At 48.6% G+C, this 14,754-nt stretch carries 7 protein-coding genes; all 7 read right to left on the bottom strand.

The genetic code is table 11. The features are described 5' to 3' along the window. Positions 1-29: 29 nt before the first annotated feature. On the bottom strand, positions 30-4,064 hold the full coding sequence (locus tag F1381_RS05165) for an Ig-like domain-containing protein (protein WP_151733747.1): 4,035 nt from the start codon (positions 4,062-4,064) through the stop codon (positions 30-32). 170 nt (positions 4,065-4,234) lie between these two features. After that, positions 4,235-5,437: a methionine adenosyltransferase gene (gene metK / locus F1381_RS05160; RefSeq protein ID WP_151733746.1), complete on the bottom strand. Its 1,203-nt coding sequence runs from the start codon at positions 5,435-5,437 to the stop codon at positions 4,235-4,237. 286 nt (positions 5,438-5,723) lie between these two features. Continuing rightward, on the bottom strand, positions 5,724-5,993 hold the full coding sequence (locus tag F1381_RS05155; protein WP_151733745.1) for an alpha/beta-type small acid-soluble spore protein: 270 nt from the start codon (positions 5,991-5,993) through the stop codon (positions 5,724-5,726). A gap of 135 nt (positions 5,994-6,128) precedes the next feature. Next, positions 6,129-6,671, bottom strand: coding sequence for a hypothetical protein (locus F1381_RS05150; protein WP_151733744.1), 543 nt, complete (start codon positions 6,669-6,671; stop codon positions 6,129-6,131). An 84-nt stretch (positions 6,672-6,755) separates the two neighbouring features. Next, positions 6,756-9,626: an S-layer homology domain-containing protein gene (locus F1381_RS05145; protein WP_151733743.1), complete on the bottom strand. Its 2,871-nt coding sequence runs from the start codon at positions 9,624-9,626 to the stop codon at positions 6,756-6,758. Between the two features lie 568 nt (positions 9,627-10,194). After that, on the bottom strand, positions 10,195-10,536 hold the full coding sequence (locus tag F1381_RS05140) for a hypothetical protein (protein ID WP_151733742.1): 342 nt from the start codon (positions 10,534-10,536) through the stop codon (positions 10,195-10,197). Positions 10,537-10,685: 149 nt separating this feature from the next. Next, a complete protein-coding gene (locus tag F1381_RS05135; RefSeq protein ID WP_151733741.1) occupies positions 10,686-14,624 on the bottom strand; it encodes an S-layer homology domain-containing protein in 3,939 nt (1,312 codons plus the stop codon). Positions 14,625-14,754 lie beyond the last annotated feature (130 nt).

The raw sequence follows: 14,754 nt of genomic DNA, 5'->3' as shown, positions 1-14,754 counted from the left end.
GAGATCACTTCTATCAATCTTTAATATGATTACAGATAGAGAATCGAAGATAACATACGCTGCAGCATCGTCGCTGCCTGGGCGCGTGTTGCGTTGCCTTGCGGCTGAAACTCCGTCTTGGTCATGCCGAGGATAATCCCCTCCTGGACAGCCTTGGCGACGAATTCGGCACTTTGCCGCTGTATTTTGGCCCGGTCATTAAAGGAAGACAGCGCGGATGACGTATCGCTGCTCAGGGTAACCGGATAGCCCGCATACTCCATGGCCCGGATAATCATAATGGCCAGCTGCTCACGGGTAATATTGTCATCCGGACGGAAGGTGCCGTCCGTATTTCCGGTAATGATTCCCGCCTTGGCCGCTGCTCCGATATAATCTCCGGTTTGCGTGGAAGCCTGCACATCCCGGAACTGCTGCGCCGTTTGCCGGTCTCCGACCAGCCCCAAGCCTCTGCTGAGCATTACGGCAAATTCCGCCCGCGTGATTTTTTGCCCCGGCTTAAAGGTTGGACTGTAGCTGTAGTCAATAATATTCTTGGCATATAGCGTCTCTACTGTAGATTTGCTCCAATGGGTGCTTATATCGGAAAAGCTGCGAATACCCAGATAGACGCCGACCACCTGATTGCCCCTCAGTTTCCCTCTGATGACTGTATAAGCACCTTGAGATCCTGTTTGGGTCGGCAGATAAGCTGAATCATTGTAAGACAGGTCTAGTCTGGCCATCGATGTTTGGCTGCTGTTCAAGGTAGAAGTGGTACGGATGATAACCTCAGCAGGCACACTTAATGCCGTGCTGTTGCTAAAATTGCTGCCCAGTACTGCCGTTAACCGGACATCCACCAGACTGTTCACCCCCTGAAGCCCTTGTGTTTTCAGCTTTTGCTCCAGCGGAGTAAAGGTTCCGGCAGGCACCTTCTCCAACCGCAGAACCAGCGATATGTTGCTGCTGTCCGCTAAAAGCGTAGCCGACAGCGTACTCATATCAATATCATTTAGAGACACCCGGTACAGGATATCTCCGTACCGGACAACAAAAGTTGCCTTACTGTTGCGGTTGACCGCTTCCAGCAGCGGTTTAAGCGGCAGAACGACATAGGCACCCGCCTCCGTCGCAGGCACCTCGAATGCCAACGTGTAAGTGCCCAGCTTGTATAAGTATTCATAACTGGCGCTCAAGCGGTCGGCCATAACGGTATACCGCTTGACGGATTGGCTGTAGACGGACCGGTCATCCGCCAGCGTTGCGGAATCGTTCTTCAGCAAGTAATATTCCGAGCCGAATTCGCTTGCTGCCAGTGTGCCCAGATAGGCAGGACGTCCTGTACTGCTCGTTGAGCTTGCCGCATTATATACGCTGAGCGAGGAGAACGGCGCTAGAGCATTCCCGTTAAGGTCAATAATCCGTCCGGACCCGTTCATGTACGATAAGTCGACAGATTGGCCGGCTTTTACTACAACCGACAGCACCAGCCGCAATGTATAGCCTGAGAAGTAATAGGATTGTACCCCTACAATGGAACCATCTACTCTGACAGCAAACTGGCTGTTCGCTAAGGTGGAGGTAGCCTGCATGACCTTGCTGAAGGTCACCGTCAGCTCATCCCCCGAAACGCTTACTCCGCTTACCCCGCTCACATTCGTAGTGCCTGTGCTGGTACCGGATACGGAAACCGGCTGCAGGTTAATATAGCCTGCACGATTTGCGTTAAGATCGTTGATATACAGTACGCCCGGAACGTACGACACGGTTACTGCAGTTCCCGCCGTCAGGGAACTGGCCAGCGTTAGCAGAACCTGGTTCCCGCTGACGGCCACATTCGTAACATAGTTGGGAGAGTTGCCAACCAGTACAGAAAATTGGCTGTTCAGGGGCAGATTGCTGTTCTGCAATCCTTCATTATAAGTCAGGACGATTTGATTGCCGGAACCCGTAGCTCCCTGCAGAACAGGCACAGCTGTGTCGTTGGTATTGCGCACATAAAAATCGCTGAAACTGCCCACATTCTGGCCATAAATATCCTGCAGCGGGTAACTTCCCGCATAATAAGTGACACGGGCAATCTCTCCGGAAGCAGGCGCATTGTTCAAGCCAAGCGTGACTGTTTCTCCACTAGAGGTGATGCTGTTCACTCCAAGAGACACACCGTTAGCGTAAACATAGAACTGGTTGTAGGCACTGGAAGAGACCGGTTTAAGGGTATCGTTAAAGTTGAGTACCAATGTTTTGCCGTTTAGAGTCCCCTCCTTCGGAGCAGGCAGCGCAGATTGAAGAGCGTTGGCTATCTGCTGCCCTGAGAAGGTAGGAGCAGCGTTGCCTGCAATATCCTGAATGGTCCGCAGACCGGCGGAGTAGTTGACTTTAACCATTTGCCCTACAGCAATTCCTGTGGAAAGAGTAATATATACGCTGTCTCCTAGGATATACACGCTCTCGATAGCCCGTTTCTCATCATTAACTGTAACCGTGAAGCTGGAAGACATCAGCATCACCGAGGAATTGAGCGTCTCATTATACTTCAGGCGGATCGTACGGTTATTATCGAGCTGCGCCGAGGTCAGTGCCGGCGCCGTCTTGTCGGTGGCAACGGTGCGGAAGCTCCATGAGCTTTTACCGCTTAAGCCGGCAAACCGGCTCTGATTATTGCCTTCTTCGATAAATGCCTCAGGAGCGATATCAATATAATAGGTAGTATCGTATTCCAAAGGTACAGTCGGGATAATGACAAACTCTTTCTGGTCCGCGCTCGCCCCCTCTAATCTGGACTCCACAACTGTCCCATTGCTTCTGTACAAGAGAACTCCGTTAGATGCCAAGTTACCATTAGGATTAGAAGGCCGGTTTAAACTGATCTTGATCTGCTGATTGATTGCTACCGATTCACTGCGGTCTGCTGGTGTAAGAGAGCTTACGCCGTAACCGGTCAAGGAAGATGTCGTAAAGCTCCAGGTATATGATCCTGCAGCCGGGAACAAATTGCCATCCTGGTCATAGAAAGCTCCCTGCGGAATTGTGACCGTATAAGCTGTATTTCCAGCTAAAGGGCTTGCATCGGATGCGGCATCGATGGTGATGCTCCGTGTCCCCCCCCCTGTAACTGCAGAGGAATTCACATTAAACGTCCGGGCCCCTGCGGTGCCCCCAGCCAGGGTGATTATACCGGCGGCAGGCAGCATGGGCCGGTCAAAATTGAGCACAATATCTCCAGTTGGAGAGACATTCGTTGCTCCGGATACCGGCACTGTAGTTACATCCACAGACGTCCCCTTGGTGGAAAAGCTCCAGACATTACCGCTGCTGATGCCGCCAAAGGTCCGGTTAGCATCATCTTTTAAAGCATAATTGTCAATTAACACATAATAGTTCCTGCCGGCTGCCAGCTTGCTGGCCAAGGTTAGAATTACCGTTGTCGAAGAACCGGAGCTCTGTACATCAATCCCTGCTTCGCCATCCTTGAATTTGAATTCCTGGACGACCGAGTTGTCGGCAGACGACAGCAATTTAACGGAGCCGCCGCCCTTTTGCAGCTTGCGGTTCAGCTTGAAGCTCAGTTCCGTCAACGCCGCCGCATCTACACGTGCATTATTGGCAGGAGCAAATTCGCTTGCCTGGATGTCGGTGTTGGTCACCGGCTTCGTGGTGAAGGCCCATGAGGCTGCTGCCGAAGGGGTACCGCTGCTATCCTTGAACAAGCCCTGGGGAATATTCACCGTATATGTAGTGTTACTCTCCAGTACCTTATCGGTGCCCCACTTTAATTCAAACTCACTCGAACTGCCGATCAGACCGGAGGTACCCACCGGAATGGTCAAATAGGGCGAACTTGCTCCCAGTGGCGTAAGCGTAATATTGCCGCTTTGCGGCTTCGCGGGCTTATCAAAGGATAATCTGATGGAAGTAGCTACATCCACATTCTTCTCTCCTGCAGCAGGTGCAGGGGTTATCGCGAGTTCACTGGCGGCATATGCCGGCTGATTCCAATTTCGGGCAGGGGGAATTGCCGCGCTCAGCAGCAACTCTATCGATAATACAAGTGCGAGCAATAATGAAGCTTTCTTTTTCATGCGGGAATGGACTCCTCTCAACCCTGTCTGTCGTTATTCGATATAATCTATATTTCGGCTCATCCGCTGCCAAAGTTTAGTAACGTTTAACAGCAAAAAGGCCCGCAGGCAGCCGCTCTCACTTGATAAGAGCCACTGCCGGCAGGCTTATTGTACTTATTAATTTATTATTAAAGTCCCGCTTGTTCCTTGAGCAATTCAGCCTTGTCCACCCGTTCCCACGGCAAATCGACATCGCTCCGGCCAAAATGGCCATACGCTGCAGTTTGTCTGTAAATCGGTCTGCGCAATTCCAGCATGGAAATGATGCCTGCCGGACGAAGATCGAAGTTGCCGCTGATTAGTGCAACGAGCTGCTCTTCGCTGATTCTGCCTGTACCATATGTATCGACATTAATCGAGACAGGGTTGGCCACGCCGATCGCATAGGCAAGCTGAATCTCACATTTGTCAGCCAGGCCGGCAGCGACGATGTTCTTAGCTACATAACGCGCAGCATAAGCTGCAGAACGGTCTACTTTGGTCGGATCTTTGCCGGAGAAAGCGCCCCCGCCGTGTCTAGCATACCCGCCATATGTATCGACAATAATCTTGCGTCCGGTCAGTCCGGCGTCGCCTTGCGGTCCACCGATCACAAAACGGCCAGTAGGATTAATGAAATACTTCGTATTCTCGTCCAGCAATTCGACCGGTACCACCGGCAGAATGACGTGTTCTTTAATGTCCGCTTGGATCTGCTCGAGTGTAACCTCTTCGGCATGCTGGGTCGATACGACAACCGTGTCTACACGGACCGGCTTCTCATCCATATACTCAATCGTGACCTGGGTCTTGCCGTCAGGACGCAGATAGTCCAGTGTCCCATTCTTGCGGACTTCAGACAAACGGCGTGCGATGCGGTGCGACAATGCGATTGGCAAAGGCATCAGCTCGGGTGTTTCATTCGTTGCAAAACCAAACATCAGGCCTTGGTCTCCGGCACCGATATTAGCGGTTTCTTCGGCTACTTGCGCAGGATCGCGGTTCTCCAGGGCAGCATTAACCCCCTGGGCGATATCGGCCGACTGCTCATTCAAAGAGCTCAGCACTGCACAGGTGTTGTAGTCAAAACCATATTTGGCACGGGTATAACCAATCTCCTTAATGGTATTGCGGACGATGGCCGGAATATCCACATATTCCGACTTCGTGCTGATTTCACCGATAACCAGTACCAGACCTGTGGCCACAGCAACTTCACATGCTACGCGTGCATTAGGATCGTTAGCCAGAAACGCGTCCAATACCGCATCCGAGATCTGATCGCAGATCTTGTCCGGATGGCCTTCGGTAACAGACTCAGATGTAAACAAATGACGTCCTTGAATAGACATTTATTACACAACCTCCCACCATAATAAATATTCAAACCATGTATAAAAGCTCCGTATCCGCTAGTTTAAAATACTAAAGTAAATAGAGCGCATTACCGGGTATTGTCAAAAAATGAACCTTTCCCAAAATGGAAAAGGTTTTAGACTTTCCTCAAAAGTCATCTTATCTCATTTGCCGGATGGTGTCAATTAAAGGCATTCCTCCGCTCCGGCATATTCAATGCATAAAATCAATTGTCCGAATATTGTAAAATATTATAGTATTTTCTCGCTTTATCTATATTAGCTAAATGAAAAGTCCCTGTTCTGCTTGCTTGACCAGCCGCTTCGTAATTTCTCCGCCTACCGATCCATTGTCCCGCGAAGTCAGATGTCCGAGATATTGACTGCGGCCTACTCCCATTGCTCCTGTGGTACCCAGCTCGGAGGCAAACTCCGTATCAGCGCCCAATCCTGACGGTGTACCGTATAAACCAAACTCAGCTGCGATTTCATATTGCATTTGCTTTAACATTGTCCGGCTTTCCGGGACAACAGTGCGATTAGTACGTGCCATAAATCCAGCACCTCCTGTTATATGTGATGTTCACAGGAAGTATTGTGCGCACAGAGGCATTCTCCAACTCCGCTAAATGTTTGTTAGTTAAGGAAAAGCATACCGATGTATAAGCATCTCGGGATAAGGGCATTCTTATTTTAATGTATACGTCCCTCGGACCATAACAACCAATCCGAGTGTCTGACCATCCTGTACTTGGATTCCGCGGCCTTCCCGGGGGAATGATAATAAATGATTGGATGCCGCCGCCTGACCATTGAGCAAATCTACGCCCGCCGTCAAATCGGCAACTCCATTCGCATCCTGCGAGTAGACTATAGCTTTACCCGCACGGACAATAAATTCGGCGCCCGCACCAGCAATCAGCGTCTGCCCGGGTTTTACATCAACAATGGCTACAGCATCAGAAGCTTGCTCAGGGGCTGCTGTTGCAGCAGGGGCTTTGGTGGGAGCAGGAGTGGCTGTTGCACTAGGAGCCTGTGTGGCCGCAACGCCTCCTTGGAGTGCCTTTTGAATTTGCTGATCCACATAGCTCTTGGTAACTACCGGATCATCCGCAGTACCTGGCTGGGAACCTACACTTGCCCCATCTGCAGTGCTGTTCAACAGCGAGCCTGCCCATACACTTCCAGCCAGCAATGCAGTGGCCATAGACACTTTCCATACCGTCTTCATAAGCTTCCTCCTTGTAAGAGATGAAAAATGCTAAAAAAAAGAATAGCCTCCGAAGAGGCTATTCTGGGCTTCGGTAAAACCGAATTACTTAACTGTGATAACTGTTCCAGTAACGATCTTGTTAGCAACTGGAGTAGCAGTATCTGCGATGTCTGCGGTATCTTTAACTTCAACAGTTACAGTAGTGATCGCGCTGGAGCTGAAGTTGATTGCACCTGCAGAGTCAGTAGTGTAAGCTACAACTTCGCCTTCATCAGCAGCGTTGTTTCCGTTCTTATCGAAGAACAGAACTTTGTAGCCGTTGTAAGTGCCGCTCAACGCGTTCACTGTCAGGTAGTATTTCGAGTTAGTGAACTTAGTTACAGTGAAGTTGTTGGCTTCAACACCATTAACCTTAACGATGAAGTCTGCTGGTTGCACAGTACCTTCCAGAACATCTTCAGAGAAGGTCAGGATGGCTCTTGTGGAAGCATCGGACGAAATCGCACCGGATACCAGTGTAGGCTTCACGGAATCTGGGAAGCTGTAGCTTTCGTATGCTGCATCAGCAGTATTGCCAGCTACGTCCTTAATACCGTTCACTACGAATCTTTGTGTTGCAGACGATCCGATTGCACTGGATGGAATGTAGACAGAAACCGTTACAGTGCTGGTTGGAGCATTGCTTGTTGCGTTAGTGGTTACGAAGGAACCAGTTGGCAACGCTTTGCCGTCAAGCGTGTAGTTGTTGATATCACGAACGCTAGCGATGTTCAGGCCACCAGCATCGATAACATCATATTGAACGAATTGGTCAGAGGCTCCAACTGCAGCTGCACCCTTACGCAGATTAGAAATCTGTGGTTTAGTGGAATCAGTCGAAGTTGTAGCAGTAGCTGTGAAGGAAACTACAGCAGCTGCACTGTTGTTAGGAGCTCCGGCTTTGTCCTTCACGAATCCTGTGTTCAGACGCAGAGTGTAGCTACCGCTCAGGCCAGTAACCGGCAGAGTGATAGTTGTATCGTCGCTGGAAACCTTTCTGTTGTTCAGTACCTCAGTGGATACTGCTTCAGATTTACCAGTTGATTCATTGATCAGCGTAGCGGAGCCAGCGCCACCAACGAATTGCACTTTTTCAGAGAATTTGATAGCAATACCAGTGCTTGTGTAAGTAACGCTAGTTACTGTAGGAGCAACGGTATCTTTGACAAAGGATACGCTATGAGTAGCAGCAGCAGCCATAGTGTTACCCAGGATGTCTTTGATGGTGTTAGGGAATACCAAAGTAGCATTCAGTGTTCCACTGCTAGGAATAACAACGGAAGCTGGCAGAGTCAGCGTGAGCTTAGTAGGAGCATTCTCCGAAGTAGGCTCTACGTTCATGTTAGCCTGGAATTCACCATTGCCGTTCAGTACACGTACAGCACCGTTCAAGGAATTCTTGTCGATTCCCTTGCTGAATGTTACTTCCACTTGTCTTTCGCCAACAACAGTCACGCTGGAGATAGCAGGAGCAACAACATCAGAAGAAACAGTTACAGTAGTTGTAGCTGGGTTTGGAGTTGCAGTATTCTGAGCATAGTCGATCAGATTGAGCAGCGACAGGTTGTATTGCTTGCCACTTTCCAGGTTCTTGGAAGTAGTCAGGATCAGTTCAGACAGATCGGATCCGTAAGCAACCTCTGCACTAGCACCGTCTACAGTTGCAATGATACGGCCCAGAATAACTGGCTCGCTCACTTTCACTGTTACTTTGTTGATCGAAGTTCTAGCTGCTGCAGTTGCCGATACGATTGTAGGAGCAGTAGTATCAGCTGCAGTCAACAGAGTTGTGTAAGCTGCCAGGCTGCTGCCTGCATCAGTCTTAACAGAGTTAGTTACTGTTACAGTGTATTGGCCCTTGAAGAATTCCAGCTTCTCACCAGCAAGGGAGCCTGGAAGCGTCAAAGTCAATTCAGTTTTGTCGCCGGACAGAACTGCCTTAGCACTGTTAAGTGTTACTGCTTCAGCACTAGCCAGACCGGAAACTACAATCACACCGTCAACCAGTGTATTGTCAGTAGAAGAAATCACTGTCGAAGAATCGATAGCGCGGTTGAATTTCACAACCAGTTGCTTAGCGTTAGGGAATGCTGCGGAAATCACCTTAGGAGCTTCCAGAGTTACTTTCACGCCAGCATACTCAAAGCCTTTGTAAGTGAAGGTAGGGATTGTTGTTTCCACGCCTTCAACCAAGGCAGTAGTCAGAGTTACTGTAGTTGTAGTGTTGTCTGCGAAAGTTACCAGAACACTAGTTGGGGACTGAGCTACAGCAGATTTCACTGCAACCTTTGTTTGAGCCAGGTCTACCAAGTAAGCTGCAGCAACTACCTGGGAACGGGTAGCGTTAGCTTTGAAGTCAACGTTTTGAGCCATGAAGCCTGCGTTGATTACCGCTTGTGCGTAACCTTTAGCCCATACAGAAGCTGAGTTGTCGATAGCTGTAGGGGATTCCAGTTTCAGTGCGCGAGCCAGTACAGCCGCTACTTCTTCAACAGTTACCTTGCCGTTGTAGTTGAAGATACCTTTAACAGTATCTTGACCTTGCATGTATCCAGCTTTAGTAACAGCTTCGATGTAAGGAACTGCCCAGTTAGTAGCAGTGTAGCCTTTGTCTTTGTAAGTCAGCTGGCCAGTTACTTCTTGCAGACCGAACAGCTTAGTGATGATCTTAGCGAACTCAGCGCGAGTCAGGTCTTTCTCAAGGTGAGCCTGACCGTCTGGGTAGCCGTTCAGGATACCTTTAGCTGCCAGAGCGTTGAACGCTTCTTCTGGAGATGCTTTTGCTGTTTCACCAAATGCTACAGAGGCAAACATCGAGAATGCCATTGCTGTAGATAATGCTACGGATAAAATTTTCTTCATAACCTTTTTTTCTCCTCCTTGGACATTCATGAACTGAGAATTTTCTTTAGTTGGGTAGCTCATGTCACTCATTAGCCGATGCACCCCCTTTCCCGAGTTGAGCAAGCAAGTATAAATAATGTCTGTGACGGGTATCACAGAAACTTGTAAACATGTTTGAGGGCATACTAATACTAGATTCCTAATTCTACCTAAGTATTATACAATGTGCCTCAAGTCGCGTAAAGAAAATTTTTCTACTTAGTCATGCACTCCATTCACAAGAACCTGTGATAACATCTTGTGCGAATGACTCTAAATCTTAGACGCGCATGTTGCGGAAAAGTTGCGCCTGCCTGAAAAAAACTTTTTGAATTCCCTGCCCCGCTCAATAGAAGAGGATTTATGTATGATCTACTAACTATTGTTAATGATGGGTGGCTACGGGAATCAGTATAGCATAGCGCTTTGGCAACGTCATTAAGCAATATTTGTTAAGTAAATAAACATAATCTTCCTAACTTAAACGGATGTTCAGACTAAATTGCATTCTTTGTATACGCATATTATTGAAGAACGTTTCTTATAGGAGAATAAACTTCTATTATAAAATAAAAAAGCGCCGTTTCCGGCGCTTCAAAGCTTCTTAAATATCGTTCTCCTAACGGATCTTCATCGAAAGCTGAATCAGTTCCTGTCGTTTCTCGGGACTGGAGTTGACGTTCTCATACAGCGCATCGATGGCCACACGGTTCTCACGGTAGGTCTTCTCATGCTTAATGGTGGAATGAGACCATTCGATCAGGGCGTTCTCTGCAAGAACAAGATCGTTATATGCTTCATGGAATCCTGTAGCCTGTACAAGCTCCTCCATAGTCTCCTGGGTAATTTCCTGAAGTGCGCGCTTAGCGGCAATTTCTTTCTCCAAAACCTTTGCTCTATTCTCAAACATATTCTTGGCCTTTGTGTAGTCCAGCTGTGCTTTTGATAAAATCGGTTTCATCGATGGCTTTCACCTTTCAGAAAAAATTATCTTCTAGGACATTGTAACGTAAAACGCCCCGGATTACAAAGTTAATGTGGGAATCTGGAACGATGTTACAATAAAGCCGGCCCGCGAACAATTTTCGCGGACCGGCCGTCTCAGGCTGGTTAATTAAAATTCTTCGGGAAGATGCTTGTGCTCTTCTGAAGAAGGGCCACCGCAATCTTGCCGGCTTCCGCTCTGGTCAGCTTGCCCTTCGGATTGAAATTATATACGGCCTTGGACTGTCCTGTAACCGTAACTGCGCTGCCTTCCATGATTTTAGCCTTGGAGACCGCTTCGATCGCCGGACGGGAATAGTAATCCATGCTGCCCACATCCACGAAAGACTTGCCGAGGCTGGCCGTCAATTTATCATTGTTGGCGTTCATTTTGAGCTTCAAGGCCCTGGCAATCATTACAGCCGCTTGTTCGCGGGTCAGCGCCTGATCGGGTCCGAAGAATCCGTCGCTCAGCCCAGTCACAATCCCCGCTCTCGCCGCCGTCTCGATCGTCTTAAAGTTCCAAGTTGCGGCTACGGCTTCCGGTACAATATCGAAGAATGTTTGCTTGTTTGTATCGTAATCCAGCGGAATGTTCAGCCCCTTGACGAGCAAGGTGGCAAACTCACCGCGGGTGGTCGTATCGTCGGCCCCGAAGGCGTCCGTCCGCAAGTTAGTCATAATTCCTTTGGAATACAGTCCATTCAGAATATTCCGGGCCCACGGGTGATTCGTTATATCGGTATACCCTCTACGCAGCTTCATAACGGTATAATATCCGAACTCATCAAACGGAACTGTAATCGTGTGGTTGGAAGTGTTGACCTCACCACCGATATTCTCCCATGACCCGGTATCAGTATAACGGAAGACAGTAACTGTCGTTCCTACATCATCTACCACATTCGAGTTGAAGGACAGCGTCAGTTCTCCCCGTTGGGACGGTACAATTTTGCGGTTGCTGCTGAACTGCGTGAAATTGCCTTGAAGCGAGTAAGGAGCAATGCCGTTTGAAGCCGCCTTGTAACCGGCCGTTCCTTTGACACCTTCTTCACCCAATCCGCCATTCAGCCAATAAATATCGGACACACGGGAGAAATTATTGGTCGCTATGGTGGAGTTGAAGCGCACTACCAGGTCGGATGGAATTAGCACAGTACTTGCCCCATTGGTTGTTCTGGCATCCGCATCAATATTAATCGTGTTGCCATAATCATTTTTACGTTCAACTACACCGTCAACCGGATCGGCGATACCAAACAGCAGTTTCATGTCAGGGTAGTATTTGCTCGCACCGGTAGTTGTATACCCCTGCATAACCGTCCCTTTAGGGAAGGTAAGCTCCAGCCCCTTGTTGAATACCGTGTATTTGTTTGCCACCTTTTCCGCCATGTACTGAGTATCCACCTGCACGGCACTCGCGTAATAGACGGTAACAGTATCGTTCAAGGTCGAATCGGCACGGACAATCGTTATTTTAATTGAAGTGGCTTTGTCCGGCTTAAGTCCGACGTAATCATACACGAAGCGGTTCGTCAGATCGGCTCGCGGTGTTGCTTCATATTTATCGATCAGAACCTTGGTTGCACCTTCGGCCTCAATATCAAAGCGGACAAAGTTCTTGTTCACTACAATCTGATCCCCGACAGTCGCTACTGGCGACAACACCAGATAGGGTGAAACTTCACGGACGATCTCCAGACGCTGGGTCGTACGTGCACCGGTATCATTGAGGAGTTCCAAGTTATAGACGTGGCTGCCCGGTGTCTCAAAATCGATTCCGCGGATACGGAGCATGAAGTCCTTGGTGCTGCCCGCATAGTCATAATAGTAAGTCTTGCCGTTAAACGTAAAGGATCCCGGATTGGCACGTTTGTTCTCTGAATCCAGCATTTCAGCATTTGAAGCAGAGGTGAAGAACAGCTCAGAACCATAATACAGATTGAGTGTCGTGGCTCCGCTTCCGCGCAGCACCAGATCATAGCTGGTCTGGTTTGTGGTATATTTGCTGTCGCTGTATACAAACTCAGCTGCCGGATCAAGAATTTTGGACAATTCCGCACTGGTATAATCGGCTACGGCATCATGATTGAACTCTGCCCGTCCTGCGGACAATGCAGGATGGAACTGGGACAGTGTGGAGACATTGGTATCAATGATGTAAATCCGGATTTCCTTACGGATCTCACGCTTGTTTCCGGCATCATCGGTAGATACTCCCGTGAAGACAATTTTGTTCTCACCGTAGAGTAACGGACCGTCACTCTTGATCGCCAACGGTATGGTAAACTTTGTAACTGGTGTTGTACCAGTGCCGGGAACGGCAAAGGTGATGCCGAGCTTCTCATTCGATACCCCATTAATGAAGAACTGGGCGCTGCTGATATTCTCGAAGCCGATATATTCCCCGCTGATGGTCAGCGAGTTGTTCTGTTTAGAGTTAAACTCATAGGTCTGCCCGTCAAAAAGGTTATCAATATAAATGTAATTCTTCGATACATACGCGATCTTTACATTCAGATAGGATTGCGAGTCCTTGAACTGAAAGCGTACCTGCTGCTGGCCGTTGGAGAATCCGGAGATTTTGTATACCTGCTCATCGGCGGCAAGGCCTGCAGAAGGTGTTACCCGCGTTAAATTCAGCGCTTTATTGCTGAGGGGGAGATAAATTCCCGTTAACACATCCGAGTTATCAAGGTCCTTACTGCCCTTAACCAGGATATAAAAGTCGGCGCTCTCTACCTGAGTTCCCTCAAGCGGCAGTCTGGAGACTGAAGCCAAATCTCCGGTTCCGTTGTAACCAGGAAGATAGTACATATTTTTGATTACAGTCTCTCCGGGCATGTATTTGTAGGAAGTTACTTTGGAAGTTTGGAAAGTTCCATAAGTGATTCCCAACGTAAGCGACTTCGTCCCTTTGGTGTCAGGAATCGTAAAGGTATTCGTCTTGAATGTGACCAGTCTGTAAGCAGGAGTCACACCGTCCGGACCCGGAATAATCACTTCGTCACTGTCTGTGCCTGGCGTTACAGTAACCTGGCCGGTAGTGGCATTCACCGAATAGGATTTAAGAACGGTAAAAGGAATGGCTGCAGAACCGCCGTCAAGTTTAATGCTGCCTACACTGCCAAACGAACTTGGGCTTGCTGAGTAAGGTAGCAAGACTTGGCCAATAATCGCTACTGTTGTATCCTCTACCGTCAAAGTCGGCGTATTATCCAGGATATTATAGACCCGCGAGCCTTGCTGGAGTTGAAGATCGGTAAATGGCTGAGTCGTATCGAAATAATAAAGCGACCGGTCCACAGTAATCGAGTCCGAGGCGTTCTGAATTACCACTCTGATGGTATTTAGCCCGGAATTCAAATTCAGTGTCGGGGTATAGAATGAACCATCCTCCAGCAATGAGGTTTGCAGGGCAGTACCGCCGTTCAGGGCGATGGTCACTTTCGTGGCGTTGGCCACATTCCCTTGAAGAGTGATCGTCGGGCTGGAAACAACGACCTGTGTTCCTTCATTAAGATTGATATCGCTGGCCCCGCTGCCGAGAACTTTTAATGAAGTGACATAAGGAACCTTATCATACAATACATAAAAAGATTCCGAGCGTTTCAGGTTCCCCTGCATCCCGGAGAAAGTAATCTTATTGAATCCCGAATATAGAGTAAGACCATTGGTGATAAAACGGTTATCTGGACTTGTCGTATCGACAGTCACCGTTCCCGTAGTCACATGAGTAGCATCCGTGGTCCAGGCACTTCCGGTCAGGGTGAGCTGTTCGACTGTAACCGTCATAGTCGTAGAAGTAACCTGAGAATAAGTCCCTGTAATGCTAAGGGTCGGACTGCTGGTCTTGTAAGCTGTATCGCGATTCAGATCCGTGGCTTGGGTTCCGGATGTCTGAGTAAGTTGTATCGTCTTGCGCAGGTCGAGATTATCCGGGCTGAAATAGGTCGTCGATGTTAAACCTGCCGCTGAAACAGGCTGTATTAATCCGGCGGGAAATAACGTTATAATCATTGCCGCCATGACCAGCCATAGGAACGGCCTCTTGATGCGTTGCATGTGCTTATCTCTCCTTTTGATTCATCTGCTTGCCCATAACACTTGCTAGTGTCTTTTATCGGTCAATCCGGCCCATATTTTTAGGGGGAAAAGCAAAAAACTCATCCTAAAAAGGATGAGTTTTGTAAAT

The organism is Paenibacillus tengchongensis (genome assembly GCF_008973665.1).
In the GTDB taxonomy this organism is placed as follows: Bacteria; Bacillota; Bacilli; order Paenibacillales; family Paenibacillaceae; genus Paenibacillus_AQ; species Paenibacillus_AQ tengchongensis.
This window is presented reverse-complemented; position numbering and strand designations above follow the sequence as displayed.

What these genes read in the sequence shown, in the direction of transcription:
- F1381_RS05165 (WP_151733747.1), bottom strand. Translation starts at nt 4,064, where the DNA reads ATGAAAAAGAAAGCTTCATTATTGCTCGCACTTGTATTATCGATAGAG.
- metK (WP_151733746.1), bottom strand. Translation starts at nt 5,437, where the DNA reads ATGTCTATTCAAGGACGTCATTTGTTTACATCTGAGTCTGTTACCGAA.
- F1381_RS05155 (WP_151733745.1), bottom strand. Translation starts at nt 5,993, where the DNA reads ATGGCACGTACTAATCGCACTGTTGTCCCGGAAAGCCGGACAATGTTA.
- F1381_RS05150 (WP_151733744.1), bottom strand. Translation starts at nt 6,671, where the DNA reads ATGAAGACGGTATGGAAAGTGTCTATGGCCACTGCATTGCTGGCTGGA.
- F1381_RS05145 (WP_151733743.1), bottom strand. Translation starts at nt 9,626, where the DNA reads ATGAGTGACATGAGCTACCCAACTAAAGAAAATTCTCAGTTCATGAAT.
- F1381_RS05140 (WP_151733742.1), bottom strand. Translation starts at nt 10,536, where the DNA reads ATGAAACCGATTTTATCAAAAGCACAGCTGGACTACACAAAGGCCAAG.
- F1381_RS05135 (WP_151733741.1), bottom strand. Translation starts at nt 14,624, where the DNA reads ATGCAACGCATCAAGAGGCCGTTCCTATGGCTGGTCATGGCGGCAATG.